A 25,035-nucleotide genomic window follows, 5' to 3' on the forward strand; every position below is an offset into this window, starting at 1 on the left:
GTAGTGGCTCCGAGCGCTACCCGAACAGGTTCACAGGTCGGACGATGTCGGCGTAGATGAGCAGCGCGCTCATGCCCGCCAGCAGCACCACGACGACCATCGTCAGCGGCATCGTCTTCGCCAGGTCGATGGGCCCCGGGTCGGCCTTGCCGACGAGCTTGAACGACCGTCGTTTGATCGCTTCCCACAGCGCGCCCGCGATGTGCCCGCCGTCGAGCGGCAGCAGCGGCACCATGTTGAGCACGAACAGGCCGATGTTGAGCGAGGCCAGCAGCCCGAGGATCGTGTACGCCTTGTCGACCACAGGGACACCGCTCATCGACGAGACCTCCCCGATCGCACGACCGACACCGACCACCGACACGGGGCTGTCCTGCGACCGCTCCTGCGCACCGAACGCGGCGTTCCACACCGCGACCAGACGCTGCGGCAGGTCGATGATCAGGTGCGCCGACGCGGCGATCTGGGCGCCCGTCGCGGGCAGGACCGCGGCCGGGGACTGCCGCACCAAGGACTGACCGATGCTGACGCCGACCACGCCGACGCGCTGGGTCTTCGTGGTGCCGTCGTCGTTCTTGACGACCTTCCCCTCGGCGTCGTAGACGTCACGGGTGGCGGTCGTCGGGGTGATCTCGAGCGTCTTCCGCGCGCCGTCGCGGTCGACGACCACGGTGACCTGCTCACCCGCGGACTCCTGGAAGACCTGGGAGACGCGCGTGATCGTGGGGTCCTGCTCGCCGTTCACCGAGAGCACGACGTCGCCGGAGGCGATGCCGGCCTGCTTCGCCGGGGACACGGCGTCGCCGGGCGAACACTCGGTCGTCCGGCTGTTCGGCAGGACGCAGCCGACACTCGACGTGAAGGTCGTGGTCGGTGCCCCGAACCCGCACAGCAGCACGCCGAACAGCACGATGCCGATCACCAGGTTCATCGCCGGGCCTGCGACCATCACGATGATCCGCTTCCACGGCGTCAGGCGGTAGAAGGCGCGGGAGTCGTCGCCGCCGGAGTCCGCGATCTGCTCGGCGCTGGCTTGACGGGCGTCCTGGACGAACGCGCTGTACATCCCCGTGTTCGTGATCTCGCGGCCCGAAGCGCGCGGCTTGAGCATGCCCACCATCGAGATGTACCCGCCCAGCAGGATCGGGCGGATGCCGTACTCGGTCTCACCCCGCTTGAACGACCACATCGCCTTGCCGAAGCCCAGCGAGTACTGCGTCACCTTGACGTTGAAGAGCTTCGCGAAGGACAGGTGCCCCAGCTCGTGGAGTCCGATCGAGACCAGCAGGCCGATGATGAAGACGACCACGCCGAGGACGAAGAGCAGGACGGATTCGACGGTCACCGGGAAAGAGTACGGGACTGATTCCATGACGGAGCCGAGCGCCGTCTGCGAGGCGAGCTGGGCCTCCAGGCCGGTGCGTCACGTCCGCGGTCTGCCGCCTCCGCGTCGGACGGGAGGCGCGACCCGCGTCAGCGGGTCAGTGCGCGGTCCGCAGCGGTGCGCGCCCACTGCTCCGCAGCGAGCACGCCGTCGAGTGACGGCTCCCCCGCGGTGTGCTCCTCGACGACGCGCTCGACCGTGTCGACGATGTCCAGGAAACCGATCGCGCCGGCGTGGAACGCGGCGACGGCCTGCTCGTTCGCGGCGTTGAACACGGCCGGGAACGTCCCCCCCAGTTCGCCCACCCGCTTCGCGAGGGCAACGGCTCCGAAGGCGTCCTGGTCGAGGGGCTCGAACGTCCACGTGCTCGCGGTCGTCCAGTCGAGCGGGACGCCGACGCCGGGCACGCGGTCCGGCCAGGCCAGGCCGAGCGCGATCGGCAGCCGCATGTCCGGCGGCGATGCCTGGGCGATGGTGGAGCCGTCGACGAACTCGACCATCGAGTGCACGATCGACTGCGCGTGCACGGTGACGTCGATGCGGTCGTACGGCACGCCGAAGAGCAGGTGCGCCTCGATGACCTCGAGCCCCTTGTTCACCAGGGTCGCGGAGTTCGTCGTGACGACGAGTCCCATGTCCCAGGTGGGGTGCGCCAGCGTCTGGGCGGGGGTGACGTCGCGGAGCTGCTCACGGGTGCGCCCGCGGAAGGGACCGCCGCTCGCGGTGAGGACGAGCCGCTGCACCTCGGTGTCGGCGCCGGAACGGAGCGCCTGCGCGATCGCGGAGTGCTCGCTGTCGACGGGCACGATCTGCCCGGGCGACGCGGCCTGCTGCACGAGCGAGCCGCCGACGATCAGGCTCTCCTTGTTGGCGAGGGCCAGTGTGGCACCGCTCTCGAGCGCCGCGAGCGTCGGACCGAGGCCGACGGAGCCCGTGATGCCGTTCAGGACGACGTCGGCCTCGACGCTGCGGACGAGCTGCTCCGAGTCGGCCGCACCGAACGCCGTGTCGCGGACGCCGAACCGGGCGGCCTGCTCGGCGACCAGTGCACGGTTGCTGCCGGCAGTGAGCCCGACGACCTCGAACCGGTCGGGGTTGCGGGCGACGACGTCGAGCGCCTGGGTGCCGATCGAGCCGGTGCTGCCGAGGACGACGATGCGCCGACGCTCCGGACCGGCGCTGCCGACGCGGTCGTCCGTCACGGTCAGCCCTTGGCGAGGATGTCGACGACGAAGACGAGCGTGGCGTTCTTCGGGATGCCCGAGCCCTCCCGCGGGTTGGCGCCGTAGGCGTCCTCCGGCGTAGCGACGATGAGCACCTGCGAGCCGACCTTCTGGCCGACGAGCCCGGTGACGAAGCCCTTGATGAGCGCGCTCTCCGAGACGGTGAAGGTGGTGGGGACGCCCTTCGACCACGAGGAGTCGAACTCCTTGCCGGTGTCGTAGACGACGCCCTTGTACTGCACGAGCGCGGTGTCGCCGTCGGCGATCGCGGCGCCGTCGCCCTGCTTCAGCACCTCGACCGTGGTCTTCGTGGGTGCCTTCACGCCCTTCGGGACCGTGATCTCCGGCTCACCGGAAGCCTTGTCCTTGACCGTGGGCAGTCCCGGGTCCTGGTCCTGCGGGGTGCCGTTCGCCTTGGTCGGGGTCTGCGCGACGACGTCGGCGACCACGACGATCTCGCCGCCGGTGTTGAAGCCGAGTGCGGAGGACTGTCCGACCGCGGCGATCCGGTCGCCGACCTTCGAGCAGGCCAGGAGCGCGCCGAAGCCCTTGCCACCGACGGAGAGCACCTGCGGGTTGCCCTCGTCGAAGCCGACGGTGCCGAGCTTCTTGGCGTCGGACGCCTCGTACACGCTGTAGGAGACCTGCGCGTAGTCGCCCTCGTCGAGGGACGCGCCCTTGCCCTGCACGAGCCGGGTGGCCTGCGGGGTCTTGGCGGACAGACCGGACGCGAACTTCACGGTCGGCGCCTGCGCTCCCCCGAACGCCCCGGTCGCCTTGATCGAGTCGGACGACTTGCCGGGGTCGGGGCACGAGGTGATCGCCGAGGCCGTGGCACTGGCCGACGGGGTCGGCGAGGCCGAGGGCCCGCTCGAACCGGAGCCGGAGCAGGCGGCGAGTCCCAGCACGACGGCGGGGACGATGGCGATCGGGAGCAGGCGGAGACGCTTCACGGGAACCTAGTCTGCCCCACCAGCCGAAGAGTCCCCTGCCAATGACGCAGGTCGGACGACCAGCTGCGGCTCGTGGTGCACCGGGAACGCCACCGACCGCGCGATGAAGCAGAGCTCGTTGGCCGTGGTGTGCGCGGCCTCGGCGTCCGCCACCCGGTCGGCCTCGAGGATCGTGACCACCGGGTGCAGGGTCGCCTCGGTCAGCTCGCCCGACCCGTCGCGGTTCAGGCGGAGCGACGCGGTCGCGGTGTCCCGGTAGTCGACGACGGTGAAGCCCTTCGTGACCGCGACGTGCAGGTAGCTGAGCATGTGGCACTGGGCCAGTGCCGCGACCACCATCTCCTCGGGGTTCCAGCGATCTCGGTCCCCGCGGAACGTCGGGTCGGCGGAGCCGGGGACGTCGGGCTTGCCGGTGGCCGAGACGACGTGTTCGCGGCCGTAGTCGCGGTACCCGGAGGTGCCGGTCCCGCGGTCGCCGGTCCAGCTGACGGAGACCTCGTAGGAGTGGTCGTGCACGGGTGCGCCCCTTCGCCTTGGCTAGCATGGCGGCATGACGGTGAGCCCCGAAGTCCGCAGTGATCGCCATCCTCTCACCGCCGACGGTTCCGTCGAGTTGGCGGTGCTCGAACGCTCAGGGTTCGACGAGAGCCGACACGTCGGCGCCGGCGTCGTCGTCGACGCGACCGGCACGGTGATCGACTCCGTCGGCGACGTGACCGCGAGCATCTACCCGCGTTCCACCATGAAGCCGTTCCAGGCGCTGGCGGTCCGACGAGCCGGTGCGCTGTTCTCCGACGAGGAGCTCGTCCTCACCACCGCGAGCCACGCCGGCACCGCCGCGCACCAGGCGCTCGCCCTGCACATGCTCGAGTCCTTCGACCACGTCGAGGCCGACCTCGGTTGCCCGCCGGACATGCCCTTCGACCGCGGGACCGCCCGCACGATGGACGGCCCCCGCCGACTGGCCATGAACTGCTCCGGCAAGCACGCCGGCATGCTCGCCGCCTGCCGGGTGAACGGGTGGGACGAAGCCACGTACCTGGACACGGAGCACCCGTTGCAGCAGCGGGTGCGTTCCGTGGTCGAGGAGTACACGTACGAGTCCGTCGACCTGGTCGGCACGGACGGCTGCGGCGCTCCCGTGTTCCCGCTGAGCCTGACCGGGCTCGCGCGCGGGTTCGCCGGGGTCGTGGCACGGGCCGACGACGACTCCGCCGCCCTGACCGACGCGGTCCTGGCCCACCCGTGGGCGATCGACGGCGTCGGACGTGCGAACACGGTGACCATCGAGCGGCTGCAGGTGCTGGCGAAGTTCGGTGCCGAGGGCGTCATGGTCATGGGGTTGCCCGGCGGTGCGGCGGTCGCGGTGAAGGTGCTCGACGGCTCGCAACGGGCCGGCACCCTGGCAGCCCTGGCCCTGCTCGAGCGCAACGGGCTCGTCGCGGCCGACGGGGTGGCCGACGTGCTCGAGGCGACCGGTGAGCGGGTCCTCGGTGGCGGCGTGCCCGTCGGGACGGTGCGCGCGGGCGCCGGGCTGCGCTGATGCTCGGTCGTCGCCGATCGATCGGCGGCCCTCGTGCGGCGCGCTTCCTCAGCCGGTGCCGACGGGGTCGAGGTCGAGCAGCGGGAGCGCCGGGGCGACCCGGACGACGTCGTGGTCGTCGGATCGGCGGACGGAACAGCCGTACCGCGTGACCTCGACCGTGACGTCCCGGTGTCGGGGCACCGATCCGAGTCCGGCCACGAGCACCACGGTGCCGAGCGGTCGGCCGCCCTCGTCCATCCACACCGCGACCGAGGTGCCCCGCGGCAGGGTGCGCAGCGAGGGCTCGTCGCTGGTCGGTCCCCCGGCGTCCAGGAGTCCGGGCGCGACGGCCCACCGCAGGTCGTCCCCGTCGTGGACGGCAGCGGCACGGAGCTGCTCGGCGAGCCCGCGGAACACCGCGAGAGCCAGTGCCCCGGTCCCGACGACCGCGACGTGTGACGCCGCATCGACCCGGACCACGTGATCGCCGGGACCGTGTCCGAGGACGAGTGTGGGTGACCCACCATCGGCGTCGGGGACGAGGGCCGCCGGCGGTTGCAGCACGTGGAGGCGTTCCGACGTGTCAGGAGGTGTGCCCGGAGCACCGACCCGGTCGGGGATCGACGGCGCGACGACCACGACCGGACGGTCCGCCGGGAGCGCCGACGCGGAACGGTGGAGCACCACGTCGACCAGTGCGCAGCACGCGCCTGCGCCGAGCAGGACACCGTGCCCGACGCCGCTGAGCGGCGCGAGGACGCCGACCACGACGAGCGCGACCGCGGCCCCCACGACCACGCAGCGAGCGGTGAACCGGGACATGTCCCCATCGCACCAGGAACCGGGTGCCCGGCGTTGGCCCGGGAGCGGATCTGTGGAGAAGTGCCCTACTGCACCAGGAAGAACTGCTCACCGATGTCGACGCGCGCGCCCCGCTCGACGCGGTACCGGCGACCGGGCTCGCAGCGGCGGATGGATCCGTCGATGTGCCGGACGACCGTGCCGTTGCCGGAGAACCGGTCCGAGACCCACAGGTCATCGCCGTCCCGGCCGAGCTCGAGGTGGGTCTTCGACACGGACTTGCCCGGATCGTGCACGGTCAGCAGGTCGTCGTAGCGCTCCCCCGGCTGCGGTCGGGGCAGTCGACCGAGGAGCCCGGTGCCGTGCACGCCGAGTCGCTCACCCGTGCTGAAGTGCAGCACGAACGGAGCCCGGGTCGGGGTCTTCGCGACGATGCGGGTCTCGTCGACGTCCTCGTCGAGGTCGTCGACTCCGGCGTTCGAGTCCGGCCGGTCAGCAGGTTGCAGGGGCAGCGCCGGTCCGGTCACGCCCGGGATCGGGGGCAGGGGCGCACCGAGCGGTGCGCCCGTGGTCGTGGTGGACGGCGCCGAGGACGGCGCGGCGACGGAACCCGGCACGGGTGGGATCGGCGAATCCGCGACGAAAGGCGCCCCGCGCGGTGTCTCCGATTCGGTCTCCGGTGCAGCGTGCGCCCCGCGGGGGCGTCCGCCCGGACTCGACTGCTCCACGTCGGCGGGGACGGACTCGTCGTCCGCCTGGATCTCGTCATCCGGCTCGTCGAGTGCGGCGACGTCGGCGGACCCGTCTGGGTCCGCGGGCTCGTCCGCACTGCTGTCGTGCCCGTCGTCCTGGTTCGTGGCGGTGCTCGCCTCGGACGTCTCGGTGCCGGCGGTGTCGTCCGCTGCCCAGTCGGGCCGGGTCATCGGCAACGGCATGACCGGGCCGGTGAAGGCCGCGGTCACGGCGGGCCGGACCGCCCCGCACTCACCGCAGAAGATGTCGTCCGGCTCGAGCCGGTTGCCGCAGACGTGGCAGATGGTCGTCTCGTGCATGCCCGGTGTGACGAGCGGGGCCGGACGCGGCGGACGGCGGTCGATCAGCGGTTCGACCACGGCGGTGTCCCCGGGCTGCGGGGGCGACACGACGGGCGACTGGTCGTCGTCGGCAGCGGTCTCCGAGGCAGCGACGGTCAGGTGGTCTGGCTCCGGCGCGGAAACGACCGGCGCCTCGGACGCACGCGCGGAAGCCGGAGCGTCCTGCTCGGCGACCGGTTCGGACGGTGCTCCTGGCATGGGCGGGACGACCGGCTCGGCGGGTGACTCGGCGGCGGCAGGTGCGCCCCGGCCCACCCACCAGGACGGACCGGCGGGTGCTGCCTGCGGTGCGGAGTCGGCTGGCGGTGCCCAGACGGGCAGCGAGGGCTCGGGCGCGACAGGCGCGACGGGAGCGACGGGAGCGGCTGGCGGAGACGGCACCGGCTGTTGCACGGTGGGCGCATCGGCGTCGTTCGCCGGCGCCGCGGGTGTCGCGGGTCGACCGGGTGCCGGGGCGATCCGGGTCCGCTCGGGGTCGTCGGCGTCGAGCGGGTCGGACGCGTAGGCGTCGGGGTCCAGGACCGGCTCGGCCGCTGACCGGTCCGCCGCACCCGACCAGTCGTCGAGCCCCGACCCGGCACCGTGCACGTGCGAGGGCGCCTGTCGTGGGGCGAGGTCATCGGGACGCTGCACCGGCACGGGGGCCGGCGGTTCCTCGCCGCGGCGGTCGGCACCGGTGAGCCAGGCACGGGTCGCGGGGTCGAGCGTGGATTCGGGCAACCAGGCGTCGGAGGCGGGGTCGGATCGTCGGCCGTGCGCGTCGGGCTGCTGCAACGGCGGCGGCGGTGCCTGCTCGACGGGGGTCGGCGCGACCGGGCGACGGCTCGCCGCAGCGGTGACCGCGCGGCCGCACTCACCGCAGAAGATCGCCCCGTCCGGGAGCATCGATCCGCAGTGTTCGCATCTGATCACGTGGTGCCTCTGTCCTCACTCGGCCGACCACGACGCTCGTCCGGCCTCTGGACATCGTAGTCGCCGCGCCCCGGTGCACCCTGGCCGCCGGTCCCCCGACGAGCCCGCGCCGTCGGACGCCGCAGCGTTCCCCGCAGGGACCGGAGCGAGACCGCCGTGCGGAACCGCTCCCGGCGGGTGCGGTCGCGGCGCAACGAGCCGATCGCGTCGTCGGTCGCGGACCACATGCGGTCGGCGGTGGTCTGGTCGGGGTCGCTCGGTCCGAACACCGCGCGGTCGGCCAGCGCAGCGAGTCCGGTACCGCCCTCGCCGGGTGCGCCGACGACGGCTTCACGACGAGTGGCGGAACGCCGCACGTCGTGCCCACGGTCGAGCAGCTGGTCACGGTACTCGTCCCAGGCACCGACGATGCGGCCCCGCGGCGAGGCGGCGTTCCGCCGTCGGCGCCGTCGCAGTCGCTTCAGCAGCACGATCACGGCGAACGGCAGGAGCACGAGTGCGACCACGCCGAGGGTCCCGAGTGCCCAGGGCAGCACCGCGAGCAGGATCTGGAGCCAGAGCGGCTGCACCGGCGGCGTGTTCCGGTCGCTCTCCGGAGGCGCCTGCTGGTCCTGGTCCTGCTGGTCCACCGGAGGCGGCGGCACGACGGTCTCCGGCCGGGTCACCGGCTGCGGGGTCTGCTGCTGCTCGTTCGGGATGTCGCGCACCTCGGGGTTCGGGTTGAGCATCACCCATCCCCACTGCGCGGTGTCCACCTCGATGCGGGCCGTCACGTCGGACCCGCGGAAGGTCGTCGTCCCCCCGCGCTGTGCGGTGCCGTTCCGGCCCGAGTCTCCCCCGGCGGTGAAGCCCATCACGACCCGTGCGGGGAACCCGATCTCGTCCGCCATGAGTGCGGCGGCCGCGGCGTACTGCTCCTGGTCGCCGATCATCAGGGGTGCGGTCAGGAGCTCCTGGACCCGGTCGGCGCCGTGGCCCGACCGGCTCTTCCGGTCGTCACCGACACCGTGGCTGACGTACCCGTTCCGCTGCATCGCCTGCAGCGCGGCGAGGAGCTTCGCCCCGGGCGCCGACACGTCCTTCGTGGTCGACTCCACGGTGTCGCGGACGGCGTCGGGGACGTCCCGCGCGGTGGGCACGGCAGCGCTCCCCGGCCGGGCGGTGGCGAGCTGCCGTTCGGTCGGCTGGTCGGGCAGCACCGCGGTGAGGTCGTAGGAGGTGCCGTCGCCGACGCCGCCCACCACCGCGCCGGTGCTGGTCGACCCGTTGTAGAAGAACGCGCCGCGCTCGTCGTCGGCGTCCTTCCCGGTGAACTGCACACGTTCCAGGTCGCCGACGGTGGGCAACCAGACACCGCGGTAGCCGTCGACGGTCACCCCGACGTCGACCGTGGTGCCCCGGACACCCCGGACGTCGACCGCGGTCGGCACCCGTTCGAAGGTGCCCGAGCCGGCCGAACCGTCGGACCCGCCGACGCGGTAGACCACGCCGTCGTACGTGTCGAGCGTCGCGATGCGGACGAACCCGTCCTTCGGCAGACCGGTCACCCGGAGCTGGGTGGCGTCCGATGCCGTCGACTCCTCGTAGGCACGGAACCCGCTGAGCGGACTGACGTAGTCGCGGGGGTCGAACGGCTTCACGACGTCGGTGCGCGCGACCGTGCGGTCCCCGGACGGCGGAGCGACCAGGCCGAGACCGGTCGCCACGACCGCCGCGGCCACGATGGTCCCCGTGCCGACGAGCGCCGGACGGACGATCGACCGCGCGACCGGCACACGGGAACCGATGGTGGTGGCCACCGCGACCGCGCGACGCGCGTGCCGCACCGTCAGCGCCCAGACGAGCGCGATGCCGACCAGGACGACGGCCGTCACGATCGACGTGTCGAGCCGGCTCGGCCCGACGACCACGCCCACCGCGAAGAGCACGAGTGCCGGGATGCTCGCGAGTTCCTGCCTGGAGGCGCGGGTCGCCACGCTCACAGCGATCACCGTGGCGACGAGCAGCGTCACGAAGTACGGCACGAGCAACGCTTCGTACGACCCCACGGGCAGGCTGATGGTCACCAGCTGCTTCCAGCCGAGGGCGACGCCCGCGAAGAGGTCGAGGAATCCGCGCCCGGTGGGCAGCAGGCCGTTGGCCTGACTCGGCACGGCGGCGGGGACACCGCTCACCGTGAAGGCGGCGACCGTCGCGATCGCCACGACGGCCGTCGGCAGCCGGAACAGGGTGCCGAGGAGCGCGACGACCGTCCCGATGACGATCGCGGTGACCGCCGCGGTGAGCATCGCTGGGTCGCGGTACACCGGCCACCACGACGTGCTCGCGACGGCCAGCAGCAGCCAGACCGCCAGGGTGCCGCCGGCGAGCCGGAACGGGACGAGTCGTCGGGCATCGCGACGGTCCGACCGTCGCGTCGAACGCCTCGCCCGGTCCGCCGAGGGTGCCGGGGTGGTCACGGGTGCGGCGCTCACGCTGCCGACGCCGATCGGTGCAGGGCGTGCCGGAGGTCGTCCAGGTAGCCGATGGTCATCACGGTCAAGCCGGCGACCCGCAGGAACCGGGGCTGGGCCTCGGGCTCGCAGATCACCGCGACGACCTCCACCCCGACGGGGAACCGGGTTGCGGCGAGCCGCAGGGCGGGCAGGCCGACGGTGGACCCCACCACGAGGAACGCGACGGAGATGCCCTCGGTGTCGCTGCCGACGATCCGCGAGACCTCGGCGATGGGCAGGCAGGCGTCGGCGAGGCCGACCGAGGCGAAGTCGTCGAGCAGGCGCGTGGGCGTCACGGTCGGGAGCGTCCGCACGGCGTAGACGGCGCGCTTGGCGAACTCCGGGGTGCGCTGCGACACCACGACCGAGACCTCACGGCCGTCGCGGATCGCCCGGGCACCGAGCGACGCCGCGGCGCTCACCGCGAGCTCGAACTCCTCGTCGTCGGCGAACTCGCCGCGGGCGATGCCGAGCGCGACCACGAGGTGCGAGCGTCGGGTGTCCTCGAACTGCCGGACCATGAGCGCGCCGGACTTGGCGGTCGACTTCCAGTGGATGGTGCGGGGGTCGTCACCGGGCATGTACTCGCGGATCGCGTGGAAGGCGATGTCCGACGGCGACAGGTCGGTCGTCGCCTGCCCCTCGAGGTCGCGCACCAGGCCCGTGCTCGTCGACGGGATCGCGATCGTGCGCGGGTGCACGATGACCTGCTCGCGGGCGGTCCAGACGACCTCGCGGCGGACGAGCCCGACCGGGTCGGCGCGGACCCCGGTCACGGGACCGACGTCGAGCACCCCGCGGCGGAGCGTGGGGACGGGAACCTGCCGCTCGAACGTGCCCTGCGGCCCGATGGCGGGGATCGCCACGTCCACGAGGCCCGATCCGACCGGCACCTCGACGGTCGTCGGCACCGACGGCAACCGTGTGGGGTTCTCGGCCGTGACGATCACACCGGCCTCGTCGCCGACCGCGACGCGGTGCTGCGGCAACCGCATCCGGATCGCGAGCCGCGACCGGCCGATCAGCGCCACCGCGGCGACGACCGCGAGCACCGCACCGGCGAACCCGACGACGACGATCTCCCGCAGGCCGAACCGGTAGCCGGCCACGAACGCGACGAGCGTCAGCGCGGCGACCGTCCACCCGAGCCCGGTGACGACGGACGACACCTCGCCCCAGAGACGCAGGACGAGCCTCCAGGCCGTTGCCCAGAGCCGGACGATCCCGATCACCGCATCCGCTGCGACGCCGTCGCGGTCACCGACGATGCGCGTCCGGACGTTGGTCATGCCGGTGACGGTCCCCGTGCGCTCGTACGCCGTCGTGCCACGACGCGACCGCGTCGAGGACGGACGGCGCGAGCGCGTGGAGACGGACCGGCGGTCCGTCACGTCGTGACTCGGTCGGCGGGCGGCGGGGTCTCCACCAGCAGCTGTGCGATGACGCTCGGTGCGCTGACGCCGTCGAACTCGGCCTCGGCGTCGAGCACCAGGCGGTGTGCGAGGACGGGGACCGCAAGCGCCTTCACGTCGTCCGGGGTGACGTAGTGCCGGCCGCTCAGCGCCGCGAAGACGCGGGACGCACGGATCAGGCCCATCGCACCGCGGACGCTGACGCCGAGTCGGACCTCGCTCGCCGAGCGGGTCGCGTCGACCAGGCGGGCGACGTAGTCGGCGATCACGGCGTCGACGTGCACGGTGCGCGCCAGGGCCGCCATCTCGGTGATGGTCGCGGCGGGCACGACGCTCGCCAGCGGGACCGACGCCGAGGGAGCCGACGAGGTCTCCAGGATCTTCACCGTCGCGGCGTGGTCCGGGTAGCCGATCGACGTCTTCATCAGGAAGCGGTCGAGCTGCGCCTCGGGCAGGCGGTACGTGCCGGCCTGCTCGATCGGGTTCTGGGTCGCGATGACCATGAACGGTGCAGCGAGACGGTGGTTGACGCCGTCCACCGTGATCGCGGACTCCTCCATCGCCTCGAGCAGCGCGGACTGGGTCTTCGGGCTGGCACGGTTGATCTCGTCGGCGAGCACGATGTTCGCGAAGACCGGCCCGCGGTGGAAGTCGAACTCCTGCGTCCGCTGGTCGTAGACGCTGATGCCGGTGATGTCACCCGGCAGCAGGTCGGGGGTGAACTGGATGCGGTTCGTGGTGCCCTGCACGCTCTGCGCCATCGCCCGGGCCAGGCTCGTCTTGCCCGTGCCGGGGACGTCCTCGAGGAGCAGGTGTCCCTCGCTCAGCATCGCCGTGACCGCGAGGCGGATCACGAACGTCTTCCCGAGGAGCACCTGCTCGACGTTGGTCACGATGCGGCCTGCGACGTCGGCGAACCAGGTGGCCTGCTCCGGGGTCATGCTCATGCGGGATGGTCCTTCGGTCGTGGCGGGAGGTGCGGCAGAGGGCTGGTCGGGGCGGCGGGGGTCAGCCGCCGGGGGCGGGTTCCGGGGCCGGTTGCTCTGGCGGAGGTTCCGGGGCGGCTGCGACCGAGAACGGTTCGGTCGCTTCGCCGGCCTGGGTCGAACCGGATCCGTCCGTCGCGCTGACGTACGCGCGGACCTTGACGGACTTGGCGAAGAACGGTGGTTCGGGAGGAGTTTGCCCAGCGTCCCAGCTCGATGTCGTGGGGAATCCGTCACCGTCGTCGCTCGCGTACCAGTACGCGGTGTACCGCACCGTGATCCCACTGCCGCTGGGGCCCGTCACGGCGATCGCCTGTCCTTGCTGGGCGGTCGTGACCGTCAGGTTCGCATCGAACGCGGTGGCGTTCCCCGTCCAGGAGTCAGCATCAGACGTGCAGAAGCTGCTCCCTGGGCCGCCGCATGCGCGGAGGGTCAGGGGTGCTGAGACGTTGCGGGCGCCGGACCCGGGCACGCCCGTCCACGTCTGGCCAGGCTGGAGCGTGATCGGCTGTCCGCCGGTCTCGAGCTGGTAGTGATGTGCAGGCCGCGACGGGGCGGTGACGCTCACGTTCCAGAGGTTGGTGCCAGCCGGCACGACGTCAACCGAGGGTCTGCCGGTTCCCGACGGGCGTTCGTAGGTCACGGCGTCGACGTACTCGACGTTGCAGAAGTAGCCGTTGGTCACGGTCACCGCGTACCGGGTCGACCCACCGCCGACACCCGAGTCGCGCGTCGGACTCGAGCTGCCGAGTGAGTTCGAGGAAGGCGAAGCGCAGTTCACGTTGCCGGAACGGAACACGGCGTAGCGGAGCCCCGAGCCGCCCGCGGCATCACCGGCGCTCCAGGTCACGGTCACGGTCGACCGACCCGAGGAGTCTGCCTGGTCTCCGGCGACCGCCTGCAGGTTCGTCGGCTTGCCGGGCGTCCCGACAGCGCTGCCGGTCGCGGACGCGGAGTTCCACTGCACGACGGTGCCGTTGCGGTCGGCGTCGTTGCGGGCCGACACGGTGACCTTGTACTGGGCAGCACTCTGGGCACCGGTGAACGAGGTGTTCGTGGCGGTCCCGGTGTGGCGAGTGGTCGACAGGCCCGGGCCCTCGATCGACACGATGTAGTCGTCGACCGCGCTGCCGTTGTTCGGCGCGGACACCTTGCCCCACTTGACGTCGAGCTGGTTCGGCGTCGACTTGCTCGGCGTGACGGTGATGCCCTTCGGCGGTGCCGGCACGAAGTCCGCGCTCACCGGGGCCGAGCGGGCCGAGGGCTTCGAGTCGCCGATCGCGTTGGTCGCCACGACCTGGAACCGGTAGGACGCCTTCGGGTCGAGTCCCGTGAGCGTGCACACCGTCGCGGTGCCGCAGTTCTTCGAGACACCGTTGGTCCCGACGACGCGGTAGCCGGTGATGGGCGAGTTGTTGCCCTGCGGCGTCGACCAGGTGAGGGTGGCCTGGCCACCGTCGTAGGAGCCGGTCCGGCTGGGCGCACCGGGGGCATCGGGAACGTCCTGCACCGAGATCGTGACGTCGCCCCAGACGTAGCGGTCGGGATCGTTCGTCGCGTCCGCCACCTGGTACTGCAGGTGCGCGTCGCCGGGCTTCGCGGTGGCTGCGACCGAGACCTGCAGGCGGGTGCGGTCACCGCTCGGGGTGACGGTGACACCGCTCGGCAGCCCGCCGGACAGTCCGCGGATGTTCACCACGCGCAGACGCTCACCCGGGAACGGGTTGGTCGGCTGGTCGTTCGTGAGCACGTCGATGGTGGTGGTCGCCCCGCGTTTGGTCACCGAGCGGTCGGCGCCGGGCTGCACCACCGGTCGCGTGGAGGCGACGACACCGACGGTGACCGTCCCGGCACGCCCGGCGTTGGCGTCGTCGGCGACACCGATCCCGACGGACGCCGTCGTGTTCTTCTTCGCGGTGTCGGCGACCGAGATCGTGAGCTGCTGCTTCGCGATCGACGCGGTCGTCCCCGCTGCGGGCCGCCCGACGATCGAGTACCGGAGTTCCGGCAGGTCCTTCGGGTACGGGTAGTCGGTCAGCTTCGTGAGGTCGATCTTGCGGGTCTCCCCCGGCTGCATCTCGACCGAGGAGCCCGTGAACGCCGGCGGCTGGTTCGACCGGGGCGTCACCGTGATCGGCAGCACGAGTGTGGCGACGCGTCCCTTGCCGCCGTTCGCCGACGACCCGTCGGTGACCTCGAACGAGATCGACGCCCTGCCGTAGTAGAGCTTCGCCGACGTGAACTGCAGCGTCGACGAGTCCACCACGAGGCTCTGCCCGTTGGCGTGGGTGGCCTTGACCGTGCCGCGGTCGGTGATCTTCGCGGTCTTGCCGTTCGCGGTGACGACGAAGTCCTGCAGCGGGATGCGGACGGTCGCCTCGCTCTTCACCGTGACCGCGCCCGCGCTGCGGTTGATCTGGGGCAGGGCATCGTCGAAGCCCGGCACGTTGATGAAACCGTAGGACACGATGTCCGGATGGTCGATCCGAGCGACCGAGAACGGGATCACCTGCGAGTCGTCGGTCAACCGCACGGTGATGCGGCCGTCGTCGGTGGGCTTCGCCGTGTCGCCGTAGCCGGGGACGACGCCGACCCGCAGGTCGGCCGCGGTGCCCTCGGCGAAGAAGACGTTGTCGAGCACGTCGACGGTCACGCTCTGCCGGTGCAGGATGTCCTGCAGGTCGAGGGTGGTGTCGTCGACCTCGGGCCGGAGCGGCTGGGCGTCCGGGTCGACGGTCACCGTGAGGAAGGCCGTGCTCGATCCCCCGCTGGTGTTCGCGACGGTGTACAGGACCGCGAAGTCACCGCTCTTCGCCGACTTCGGGGGCGTGACGCGGATCTGCTGCTTGCGGAGGATCTTCGCGGTGACGTCCTCTGCCGTGGGCTCCGCCTGTGCGACGGTGAGCTGCCCACCCTCGGGGTCGGAGTCGTTCTGCAGGACGCGCACCGTGACCGAGCCGCCCGGCCGGATGGTGACGTGGTCGGCCTCGGCCACGGGGTTCGACGCCTGCTCGGCGCGCGGCGCGATGCCGACGCGCACGGTGCCGCTCGCACGGGCGCCGAGAGCGTCCACCACGGTGTAGGTGAACTCGTCGGTGCCGGCTGAGTAGTCGCCGGCCTCGTAGGTCAGGGCGTCCGCGGCCACGTCGGTGACCGATCCCTTGTCGGGGTTGGAACCCACGCCGACGAGCTGGACGGAGTCGCCGTCCGGGTCGATCCCGTTCAGGGGCACGCTGACCCGCACCGACGAACCGGCGACGACGCGCGCGGTGACGGTCTGCGGGACCGGCGGGTTGTTCGTGGCGGCGTCGCGCTCGCGCACCGAGATCGACACGGCGGCGTCGGCGTACTGGCCGTCGGGCCCGGCGACCCGGTAGACGGCGGTGTAGTTGCCCGGCGTCTTCGGGGCGAGGTACCGCAGGTGGTCACCGGAGACGAACAGCAGCCCGCCGTCGCCCGGCACGTTCTGCACCAGCTCGGGCTGCAGCGTCAGCGGCTCGCCTTCTGGCTGGGTGTCGTTGTCGAGCACGTCGATGTTCGCGACGTCGCCCACACGCACCGTGGAGCTGTCCGGTTGGGCGACCGGTGGCTGGATGCGGTCGGGCTTCGGGATCTCGACGACGGTGATCGTGCCAGGGGACGACGCCAGGCCGTTGGTCTCGGTGTACCCGAACGAGACCGGTCCGTCGAGCGGTGCCGTGAGGGTGACCCGGACCGTGTGCTGGTCGAGGATGCTCGCCTGCACGCCGCTGCCGCGTCCGGGGCCGTCGAGCGCCGTCACGAGCAGCACGCCGCCCGCCGGGTCGATGTCGGTCGCGGTGACGTCGGTGTCCTTCGAGGACAGGGTGTTGACGAACACCGTCTTCGGCGTGGTGATCGGCGCCGTCGACGCGTCCGGTGGCGCGAGGACGGTCACACGGACGATGCCGCTCGACGTCTTCACGCCGTCGGTCACCGTGTACTCGAGCTGGTGGTCGCCCGCCCGTTCACCCTGCACGCGGAACGTGCCGGCGTCGTAGCTCGGGGTGACGGTGAGGCCGGACGCCGAGGACACACTCGTCAGCGTCACGGTGCCGTTGCCGCCCCGCACGTGGTCGAGCGGCTCGACCGTAAACGCCTTGCCCGCGTAGCCGGACACGGGGAACGGATCGGCACGCAGCGGGACGGTGCCCTGCTTGGCCACCCGGACCGTCACGGCGCCCCGGCCGTCCGCGCGGCCGTCGCTCACGACCAGCTGCACGGACCGTTCGCCGGTCCGACCGCTGTCGTTCCGGAAGTCGAGCAGACCGTCGGGCGTGGTGGACACCCGGTCGCCGTTCGACGCCGTGGCCGACTCCAGGTACACCGGGTCGCCGTCCGGGTCGACCCAGTCGCCGAGGACGTTCGTCACGACGTGCCCGTTCTGGACGACGTCGGCAGAGGTGTCGCGCACCTGCCGCGGTGCTTCGTTCTGGCTGTCGGGGCGGACGGTGACCCGGACGGTCGCGGTGTCGGAGCCGCCGTTGCCGTCGGTGATCGTGTACGGGAACGTCACGGTTCCGGTGGCGCGCGACGACAGCGTCACCTGCAGGCGTTGGCCGTCGCCGACGATCGCGACGCGGCCGGCGGACTTCGAGATGGTGCCGACCTTGCTCACGATGATCGGGTCACCGTTCGGGTCGTAGTCGTTGAGCAGGACCGGGAGGCTCGTGGTGCGTCCCGGACGAGCGCCCAGTTCGTCGTCGACCGCGACCGGCGGCTTCTGGTCCTTGTCGACCTCGGGGTCGTCGTCGGAGACCTGCTCCCGTTGCTGCTGGTCGTCCCGCTTGATCAGGTCGGCCCAGTTGTCGATGAGCTGACCGCTCCGGTCGATGGCCCAGGAACGGCCGCTCGTCGGGTCGTTGGCGACGACGGTGTCGCCGTTGTGCAGGATCTGCAGTTCGCTCGTGCCGCCGGTGCTCGCCAGCCGCTGCAGCGCGTTGCCGTCGCAGGTGTCGATCGCCTGTCCGCCCGCCCATGCCGCGTAGGTGCACGATCCGTCGACGTAGGGCCGGGCGGCGCGTCCGGAGACCTGGAGCGCGGTGGCGTCCACGGCACCGGAGGCGCTGACCCGGACCAGGCCCGCTGTGCCGGCGACGGTCACCTGGGCCGTCGTGTCCGACGAACGCTGCAGCGCCGGCGACGAGCCCACCCGGTCACCGAGCTCGACGGTGCGGCCGTCGACCGACAGGGCACCGCTCGTGCGGTCGAGCACGGCGAGGTGCCCGTCGAACGTCGCGACCTGGAAGTCGTCGCCGCGGTCCATCTTGACCTTCCACCGTTGGTCGACGGTGAGTGTCGTGCCGACGTCGACGAGCGATGCCGTCCCGGTCTTCGCGGAGTAGACCGCGACGTGCCCGTCGGAGGCGTCGAAGACGGTGTCGGCGCCGAGGGTCAGGTCGGCCTTGGCCGACGCGTCGAACTCGGCGAGGTCGCTCGCGGGTGTGGCCCAGAGCTCGCCCGTGTCGGCGTTGCCGATGACCGCGGTGTCACCGGCGAAGAAGACATGTGGCGTCCCCGCCGGCAGGGTGATGGCGTCACCGACGGTGGCGTCGGCGACGTTGACCTGTGCGACGGTGCCCTTCGTCTCGTCGACGCTGTAGACGGTGGATCCACGCTGCAGCACCGAGAGGTCGTCGCTGGCCGTCTCGACCGCGGTGTTGAGCTGCAGGATGCCGGTGTTCGCCCGTCCGACGGCGCCGTACTCGGCAGAGGGCACCCACACGGTGCCGTCCCCGAGGTCGACGCGCTGCGTGTGGTACCCGGTGGACACGATGGCGGTGGTCGCGACGACGGCGGCGACGAGCACCGAGACGCCCGTCGTCACCGCGGCGGAGCGGTGCTTCGCGAGGAGGGCGCGGATCACCCGGCGCTCCCGATCGTCGCGCACTTCTGCGCACTCGCAGCGCCCGTCTTGCCGTCCCGGTTCACCGCGACGGCGATGCACTCCTCGTCGCCCCGGTCACCGGAGACGACGAAGGTCGTGCCGGTCTGCTGGCTCGAGGAGCCGTTCGACGAGATGACGTAGGTGTCGCCGCTGCGCAGGCCCGGGTCGGTCCAGCTGAACGACACCGACTGCGGGGACGTCTCGGCGCGGAGTTCGGCGACGACGGGGATCGCCCCGGCGCCGAGTCGTCCGACGACGACGACCGTGGCGACGGCGAGGGCGGCGACCACGACGACGGTGAGGGAGGTCGCCCAGACCAGGGTCGAACGGCTCCGGCGGCGGCTCCGCGTCACGGAACCGGTGCGGTGCACCGTGCCGACGCTGTGGCCGCCGCCGGCCACGACACCGCCCTGCACGGCGCGTCGGGTCCGGCGGCGGCCACCGACACGGGTCGGCGGCTGCAGCTCACGGATCATCGTGCGGTCGCCGTGTGGGGTCGGTGTGGAGATCGCCCAGGCCTCGACCGCGACGTCGGCGGACGTCTGCGGGATGCCGAGCTCGGCCTCGACCTGCTGGAACCCGCGCACGAGCTCGATCACCGACGCCGGGCGCCCCTGCGGCTTGCGCGACAGTGCCGAGGCGAGCAGGCGCTCGAGCGAGGGCGGCACGTCGGTGCGTCCGGTGGGCTTCACCCCGCCTTTGTCGATCCGGTGCATCAGGTCGTTCGCGCCGTTCTTGCCGCCACGGACCTCGAACGGGCTGCGCCCCGCCAGGAGCGAGTAGACGGTGGCAGCGAGCGAGTACACCTCGGACTGGATCGTGCCGCGCGACTCGTCGATCAGGACCTCGGGGGCCGACCACGGGATCGACATGCCGATCGGCTCGTCCGGGTCGGTGCCGCCGATGGTCGCGGCGATGCCGAAGTCGGAGAGCACGGGGTTGCCGTAGGCGGTCAGCAGGATGTTCGACGGCTTGATGTCGCGGTGCAGCACGCCCTCGCGGTGTGCGGTCTCGAGGGCGGATCCGATGCGGATGCCGATCGACAGCACCTCGGAGACCGGGATCGGTTCGCGACGGTACCGCTCGCTGAGCGACGACGAGCAGAGCTCCATCACGAGGTACGGGCGACCGTCCGCCGCGACGCTCGCCTGCAGGACGGTGAGGATCGACGGGTGCGTGCTCAGCCGTGCCATCAGGTTCGCCTCGGCCTGGAACATCTGCCGGACACGGTCGTCGACGACCTCGTCCAGCAGCACCTTGACCGCGACCTGGCGCCGGGGCATGTCCTGCTCGTAGAGGAAGACGTCGGCGAAGCCACCGGACCCGAGGACGTGCACGGGACTGAAACCGCCGATCACGGGCGGGTTGGACGGCAGGCGTCTCGCCATGGTCCTCTCCTCCCCCCCCGGCCGAGCGGCCAGCTCTCTCGACGTGGCCATGTCATTGTACGAAGCGTGGGTGACCGACATTCCGCACGTCGGTCCCCCACCGGTCGACGTGTTCCCCCAGTTCGGGGGCCAGCTAGTGCCGCGGCAGCGTGTCCTCGAGGTCACCGTCGTCCGGTGCGGCGTCGACCTGCAGCACCACCACGGTGACGTTGTCACGGCCACCGGCCACGACGGCGTCGCCGACCAGGCGCTCCGCCAGGTCCTGCGCGCCCGGCTCGCGTGCGGCGATCCGGGCGATGCCGGCGTCGCCGAGCTCCTTGGTCAGCCCGTCCGAGCAGACGATGTAGCGGTCACCGGCCCGCAGGGGCAGGGTCCACCAGTCCGGCGCCGGCGGCTCACCGAAGCCGACGGCTCGCGTGATGACGTTGCTGTCGGGGTGCTGTTCGGCGTCCTCGGCCCGCAACAGGCCGGCGTCCACCATCTCCTGCACCACCGAGTGGTCGACGGTGACGCGACGGAGCACGCCGTCCTCGATGCGGTAGGTACGCGAGTCGCCGACGTTGAACACGAGCGCCGCGGGCTGCCCGAGCGACGCCACGAGTGCGATCCCGGTGACCGTGGTGCCCGCGCCGATGGCGTTGCCGCCGGCTGCACGCTCGATGTCGGCCGTCGCCAGGAGCAGGGCACGCTGGATGCCCTGCCGCGTGGTGAACGGTTCCGCGGTGACCTGTTCGAGCCGACGCACGACCGCGTCGCTGGCGCGGTCGCCTGCCAGGTGCCCGCCCATGCCGTCGGCGACGACGAAGAACGGCGCACCGACGATGTAGCTGTCCTCGTTGTGGTCACGCCGTCGACCGACGTCGGTCGCGGCTCCCCACGAGAGCGTCAGGGTGGCGCCGTCGGCACCGGGGACGTCGATGGCGTGCGCAGTGGCTGCTCGGCCGAGTTCGGTCACGTGTCAGGATCGCTCTCTGGTGGGTCGGGGCGTGCCGTGTGCTGTCTGATCGGAGGGCCACGGGAGAACCGGAGGCGCCCCCTCTGCCGTCGGTGCGACCCGGAGGTACGGCGAGAGGACCTCGATGGCGTTGCCGTCACCGATCTCGACTACCGTACCCGTCAGCGCGACGATCGACGCACCCGACGCCATGCGGTAGGCGGGTGCACCGGCCGGGCGGACGACCGTCCCGTTGGTGGACCGGAGGTCCTGCACGACGACGGCCTCGCCCTCGGCGTGCATCCGCACGTGCGATGAGGACACCTGTCCGTACACCGACCGCACGGTCACGAGTTCGGGCTGTGGACCGCGGGTGACCCGCGGCAGCGACGGCCGTCGGCCGATGACCACCGGGTGGTCGAGCCGGAAGGTGCGGTCGCCGATGCGGATGGACGGCACGCGTGCCGTCGGCGCTGCGGGGACCGACGGCACGGTCGGGAGGCCCGGGGCAGCACCCACGGACGGGCCCGGCCCGGCGCCCGGTCGCGCTGGCAGCCGGACGACGGTGTCCTCCGGATCGGCGTCGTCAGCCGGCGCCGGCACTCGGACGGCGCCGTCGTGTCCGGGCCGGATGACGGTGTCGCCGAGGACCCCGTCGTCGGACTCGGACGCCGGGTCCGCTCCGGTGCCGGAACCGCCCGGTGCTGCGCCACGGATGACCGTGTCGCCGATGGCGTCGGCCGTCCGGTCATCGCCCGGCGATCGTCGGGGTCGCCGGATGACGGTGTCCTCGATGTCGTCGTCGCGCAACCGGAGCCCTCCCAGTGTGGTCTCCCCCACCGTAGACGATCCTGTCGACCCCAGGTCATCGCCGCTCCCACGACGGCCCACTGCCGGCGATGACCGAGCGCAGGACGAGTCCCGCGAGCGGGTCGTCCGCGCGGGTCTCGAGGGCGTAGCGTGCCCGGGTCTCCGCCCGTGCCCACGATCCGAGCGCCCAGGCGCACCACGCCCCGAGCGACAGGGCACCCGCAGCGCCCGACGAGCCGTCGAACGGGCCGTCCTGTGCCCGCCACAGCCGCCAGGCATCAGCACATCGGTCCCCTGCGAGCCGGACCCTGGCACGGTCGGGCGCTGGGCCGAACCCGTGGAGCGCCGGCGGCGTCGGATCGGCGAAGGGGTCGAACACGCGGATCGACCGGGGATCCGGTGCGCCCTGTGCCGCGATGAAGGGGACCAGGGCCATCCGGGGCGCGAGCGCGCCGCACGCTGTCACCACGGCCGTCGCAGCGGCCGTCGACAGGTCGGCACGACCGGGCGCGACCAGCGCGGCCGCCGCGGCGGGGAGGGTGACCGCAGCGGCGATCTCGCGAGGGTAACGGACTGCGGAACCGGGGTCGGACTGTGCCGTGAGAGGGATCATGCACGTCATCGAAACGTGCTGCGGGCCTCCAGGCAGGGGCGCCCCGGCCATCTGTGGACCGGAGCGCCGCTGACGACGCTTGTGGAGGACGGACCGGGCGGGTCCGGCTCAGGCCGTGACGGGCTCCAGGCTCTCGGCGACCAGGTCCCAGCCGCCCTCGTTCGGTTCGACGACGACACCGTGCGCAGCAGCCCAGTCGACCAGGTCGCCCATGCTGCCGATGCTCGCATGGGTGCGGGCGAGCAGCGCCACCAGGCGACCCTTCGCCGTCTTGTTCCAGTGGTTCAGGGCTCGACGACGGCCGGAGCCGTCGACGCTCACCACCCGTGGTGCCACCGCTCCGGGCACGGGGCCGAGCTGCCGGTACCCCTCGGACCGCAGGTCGAGCACCAGGCCGTCCGCACGGGTCAGCAGGGAACGGGTCGACACCGCCGGCCAGTGCGCGGCCAACCGGATCGAACCGAGCCGCGAGTCGTGCGACAGCCGGTACGCCGGGATCGGGTCCCCCGCACCGATCGGCCCGAACATCGCGGACTGCACGATCACGTGCTCCGCCCACCACTCCCGGGTCGCAGCGTCCGCGTCCTGGGCGCCCAACGGGTCGTACAGGACCCCCGTGTACCGCTCGATCGCAGGCATGGTGCCCGAGGTCTCGAGCTCGAGGTTCCGGAGACGCTCGGCGATCGACTTCGGACCGAGCTTGAGTGCCGTCCTGGCCGAGGACTCCTCGGAACTGACGAAGCGGGCCGCGGTGATCACCGCGGCCCGCTCATCGGCCAGTTCCGGGAACGAGAGCGCACGCAGATCGAGCATGCGACTCGTGTCCCCACCCTCCCGCTTCGTCTCCGAAGGCGGGAGCAGGACGGTCAGTCCGGTCAGGACGCCAGCGCGGCCTGCCGCGCGACGATCGTCACCGTGTCGTGCTCGACCGACAGGAAGCCGTCCTCGGCGTCGACCGCGACGGTCGACCCATCGGCCCGCGTGATGCGGACCTGACCCTGCGCCAGGATCGCGAGCATCGGCTCGTGTCCGGCGAGGATGCCGATCTGGCCCTCTGTCGTCCGTGCGACGACCATGGTGGTGTCGCCCGACCAGACCTCACGGTCAGCCGAGACGACGCTCACGTTGAGACCCGCCATGTCAGCGGTTCTCCTTCTGGATCTGCGCCCACTTCTCTTCCACGTCGTTGATGCCACCGACGTTGAAGAACGCCTGGGTCGCAACGTGGTCGAACTCGCCGTCGGCGATGGCACGGAAGGACTCAATGGTGTCCTTGAGGGGCACCGTGGAGCCCTCGACACCCGTGAACTTCTTCGCCATGTAGGTGTTCTGCGAGAGGAACTGCTGGATACGACGAGCGCGCTCGACCGTGATCTTGTCCTCTTCGGAGAGCTCGTCGACACCGAGGATGGCGATGATCTCCTGCAGTTCCTTGTTCTTCTGGAGGATCTGCTTGACGCGCGTGGCCGTCTCGTAGTGGTCGGCACCCAGGTAACGCGGGTCCATGATGCGCGACGTCGACGCCAGCGGGTCGATCGCGGGGTACAGACCCTGCGACGCGATCTCACGGGAGAGCTCGGTCGTCGCGTCGAGGTGCGCGAACGTGGTGGCCGGAGCCGGGTCGGTGTAGTCGTCAGCCGGCACGTAGATCGCCTGCAGCGAGGTGATCGAGTGACCACGCGTCGAGGTGATGCGCTCCTGGAGCACACCCATCTCGTCGGCGAGGTTGGGCTGGTAGCCCACGGCGGACGGCATGCGACCGAGCAGCGTCGAGACCTCGGAGCCGGCCTGCGTGAAGCGGAAGATGTTGTCGATGAAGAGGAGCACGTCCTGCTTCTGGACATCGCGGAAGTACTCCGCCATCGTCAGCGCCGACAGGGCCACGCGGAGACGCGTTCCCGGCGGCTCGTCCATCTGGCCGAACACGAGAGCCGTCTTGTCGAAGACACCCGCCTCTTCCATCTCACCGATGAGGTCGTTGCCCTCACGGGTGCGCTCACCGACACCGGCGAACACCGACACACCGCCGTGGTCCTGCGCGACGCGCTGGATCATCTCCTGGATGAGGACGGTCTTGCCGACGCCCGCACCACCGAAGAGGCCGATCTTGCCACCCTGCACGTACGGGGTGAGGAGGTCGATGGACTTGATGCCGGTCTCGAACATCGAGGTCTTCGACTCGAGCTGGTCGAAGGCCGGGGCCTTGCGGTGGATCGGCCAGCGCTCGGTGATCTCGAGCTTCTCGTCCGTGTTGAGCACGTTGCCGAGGACGTCGAAGACCTTGCCCTTGGTGACGTCGCCGACGGGGACCGAGATCGGAGCGCCCGAGTCACGGACCTCCTGGCCACGGACCAGGCCGTCGGTCGGCTTCAGGGAGATGGCACGAACGAGGTCGTCGCCGAGGTGCTGCGCGACCTCGAGGCCGATCTCCTGCGACGAGTCACCGATGGTGATGGTCGTGAACAGGAGGTTGTACATCTCCGGGATTGCGTCGTGGGGGAACTCGATGTCGACGACGGGGCCCGTGACGCGGGCGATCCGGCCGACACCGGGCGCCGACGACGTCTCGACCGCGGTGGTTGCGGTGTCGGTCATGGCTG

Annotated in this window: 18 protein-coding genes; 1 reads left to right on the forward strand and 17 read right to left on the reverse strand. The window is 71.6% G+C overall.

The genetic code is table 11. The annotated features are described in order from the left end of the window. Positions 1 to 16: 16 nt before the first annotated feature. From ASF75_RS03590 to ASF75_RS03605, 4 genes are all read right to left on the reverse strand, one after another. Positions 17 to 1,345 carry a M50 family metallopeptidase gene (locus ASF75_RS03590; protein WP_017885728.1) on the reverse strand — a complete coding sequence of 443 codons (1,329 nt, stop codon included), beginning with the start codon at positions 1,343 to 1,345 and terminating at the stop codon, positions 17 to 19. 128 nt (positions 1,346 to 1,473) lie between these two features. Next, on the reverse strand, positions 1,474 to 2,586 hold the full coding sequence (gene dxr / locus ASF75_RS03595; protein WP_056068814.1) for a 1-deoxy-D-xylulose-5-phosphate reductoisomerase: 1,113 nt from the start codon (positions 2,584 to 2,586) through the stop codon (positions 1,474 to 1,476). Positions 2,587 to 2,588: 2 nt separating this feature from the next. After that, positions 2,589 to 3,560: an FKBP-type peptidyl-prolyl cis-trans isomerase gene (locus ASF75_RS03600; RefSeq protein ID WP_017885730.1), complete on the reverse strand. Its 972-nt coding sequence runs from the start codon at positions 3,558 to 3,560 to the stop codon at positions 2,589 to 2,591. Positions 3,561 to 3,566: 6 nt separating this feature from the next. Next, positions 3,567 to 4,076: an OsmC family protein gene (locus ASF75_RS03605; protein ID WP_017885731.1), complete on the reverse strand. Its 510-nt coding sequence runs from the start codon at positions 4,074 to 4,076 to the stop codon at positions 3,567 to 3,569. Positions 4,077 to 4,110: 34 nt separating this feature from the next. On the opposite strand from ASF75_RS03605, the gene ASF75_RS03610 reads away from it, so the two are divergent. Then, a complete protein-coding gene (locus ASF75_RS03610; RefSeq protein ID WP_056068816.1) occupies positions 4,111 to 5,103 on the forward strand; it encodes an asparaginase in 993 nt (330 codons plus the stop codon). Positions 5,104 to 5,151: 48 nt separating this feature from the next. On the opposite strand, the gene ASF75_RS03615 is transcribed toward ASF75_RS03610, so the two are convergent. From ASF75_RS03615 to atpD, 13 genes are all read right to left on the reverse strand, one after another. Beyond that, the gene (locus tag ASF75_RS03615; protein WP_056068818.1) at positions 5,152 to 5,907 is read right to left on the reverse strand and encodes a hypothetical protein; all 756 of its coding nucleotides are present in this window, start codon (positions 5,905 to 5,907) and stop codon (positions 5,152 to 5,154) included. 65 nt (positions 5,908 to 5,972) lie between these two features. Next, complete coding sequence (locus ASF75_RS03620) at positions 5,973 to 7,892, reverse strand: zinc-ribbon domain-containing protein (protein WP_156463759.1); 1,920 nt, start codon at positions 7,890 to 7,892, stop codon at positions 5,973 to 5,975. Further along, positions 7,889 to 10,366, reverse strand: a complete 2,478-nt coding sequence (locus tag ASF75_RS03625; protein ID WP_056068821.1) for a DUF3488 domain-containing protein — start codon at positions 10,364 to 10,366, stop codon at positions 7,889 to 7,891. Before ASF75_RS03625 ends, ASF75_RS03620 begins: the two co-directional genes overlap by 4 nt. Further along, positions 10,363 to 11,676 carry a DUF58 domain-containing protein gene (locus ASF75_RS03630; protein WP_056069134.1) on the reverse strand — a complete coding sequence of 438 codons (1,314 nt, stop codon included), beginning with the start codon at positions 11,674 to 11,676 and terminating at the stop codon, positions 10,363 to 10,365. Before ASF75_RS03630 ends, ASF75_RS03625 begins: the two co-directional genes overlap by 4 nt. A 98-nt stretch (positions 11,677 to 11,774) precedes the next feature. Further along, complete coding sequence (locus ASF75_RS03635; protein WP_017885736.1) at positions 11,775 to 12,746, reverse strand: AAA family ATPase; 972 nt, start codon at positions 12,744 to 12,746, stop codon at positions 11,775 to 11,777. A 61-nt stretch (positions 12,747 to 12,807) separates the two neighbouring features. Next, a complete protein-coding gene (locus tag ASF75_RS03640) occupies positions 12,808 to 18,669 on the reverse strand; it encodes an Ig-like domain-containing protein (RefSeq protein WP_056068823.1) in 5,862 nt (1,953 codons plus the stop codon). Continuing rightward, on the reverse strand, positions 18,666 to 20,078 hold the full coding sequence (locus tag ASF75_RS03645; RefSeq protein ID WP_031259111.1) for a serine/threonine-protein kinase: 1,413 nt from the start codon (positions 20,076 to 20,078) through the stop codon (positions 18,666 to 18,668). Before ASF75_RS03645 ends, ASF75_RS03640 begins: the two co-directional genes overlap by 4 nt. Positions 20,079 to 20,211: 133 nt before the next feature. Beyond that, positions 20,212 to 21,033 carry a PP2C family protein-serine/threonine phosphatase gene (locus tag ASF75_RS03650; protein ID WP_017885739.1) on the reverse strand — a complete coding sequence of 274 codons (822 nt, stop codon included), beginning with the start codon at positions 21,031 to 21,033 and terminating at the stop codon, positions 20,212 to 20,214. 3 nt (positions 21,034 to 21,036) lie between these two features. Beyond that, complete coding sequence (locus ASF75_RS03655) at positions 21,037 to 21,852, reverse strand: FHA domain-containing protein (RefSeq protein ID WP_156463760.1); 816 nt, start codon at positions 21,850 to 21,852, stop codon at positions 21,037 to 21,039. Between the two features lie 25 nt (positions 21,853 to 21,877). Beyond that, the gene (locus ASF75_RS03660) at positions 21,878 to 22,435 is read right to left on the reverse strand and encodes a hypothetical protein (RefSeq protein ID WP_017885741.1); all 558 of its coding nucleotides are present in this window, start codon (positions 22,433 to 22,435) and stop codon (positions 21,878 to 21,880) included. Positions 22,436 to 22,543: 108 nt separating this feature from the next. Next, a complete protein-coding gene (locus ASF75_RS03665) occupies positions 22,544 to 23,314 on the reverse strand; it encodes a YaaA family protein (protein WP_315973044.1) in 771 nt (256 codons plus the stop codon). Then, the gene (locus ASF75_RS03670) at positions 23,311 to 23,574 is read right to left on the reverse strand and encodes a F0F1 ATP synthase subunit epsilon (protein ID WP_017885743.1); all 264 of its coding nucleotides are present in this window, start codon (positions 23,572 to 23,574) and stop codon (positions 23,311 to 23,313) included. Before ASF75_RS03670 ends, ASF75_RS03665 begins: the two co-directional genes overlap by 4 nt. 1 nt (position 23,575) lies before the next feature. Further along, complete coding sequence (atpD, locus tag ASF75_RS03675; RefSeq protein WP_017885744.1) at positions 23,576 to 25,030, reverse strand: F0F1 ATP synthase subunit beta; 1,455 nt, start codon at positions 25,028 to 25,030, stop codon at positions 23,576 to 23,578. Positions 25,031 to 25,035: the final 5 nt, after the last annotated feature.

This window comes from Curtobacterium sp. Leaf154 (genome assembly GCF_001424595.1).
Taxonomy (GTDB): domain Bacteria; phylum Actinomycetota; class Actinomycetes; order Actinomycetales; family Microbacteriaceae; genus Curtobacterium; species Curtobacterium poinsettiae.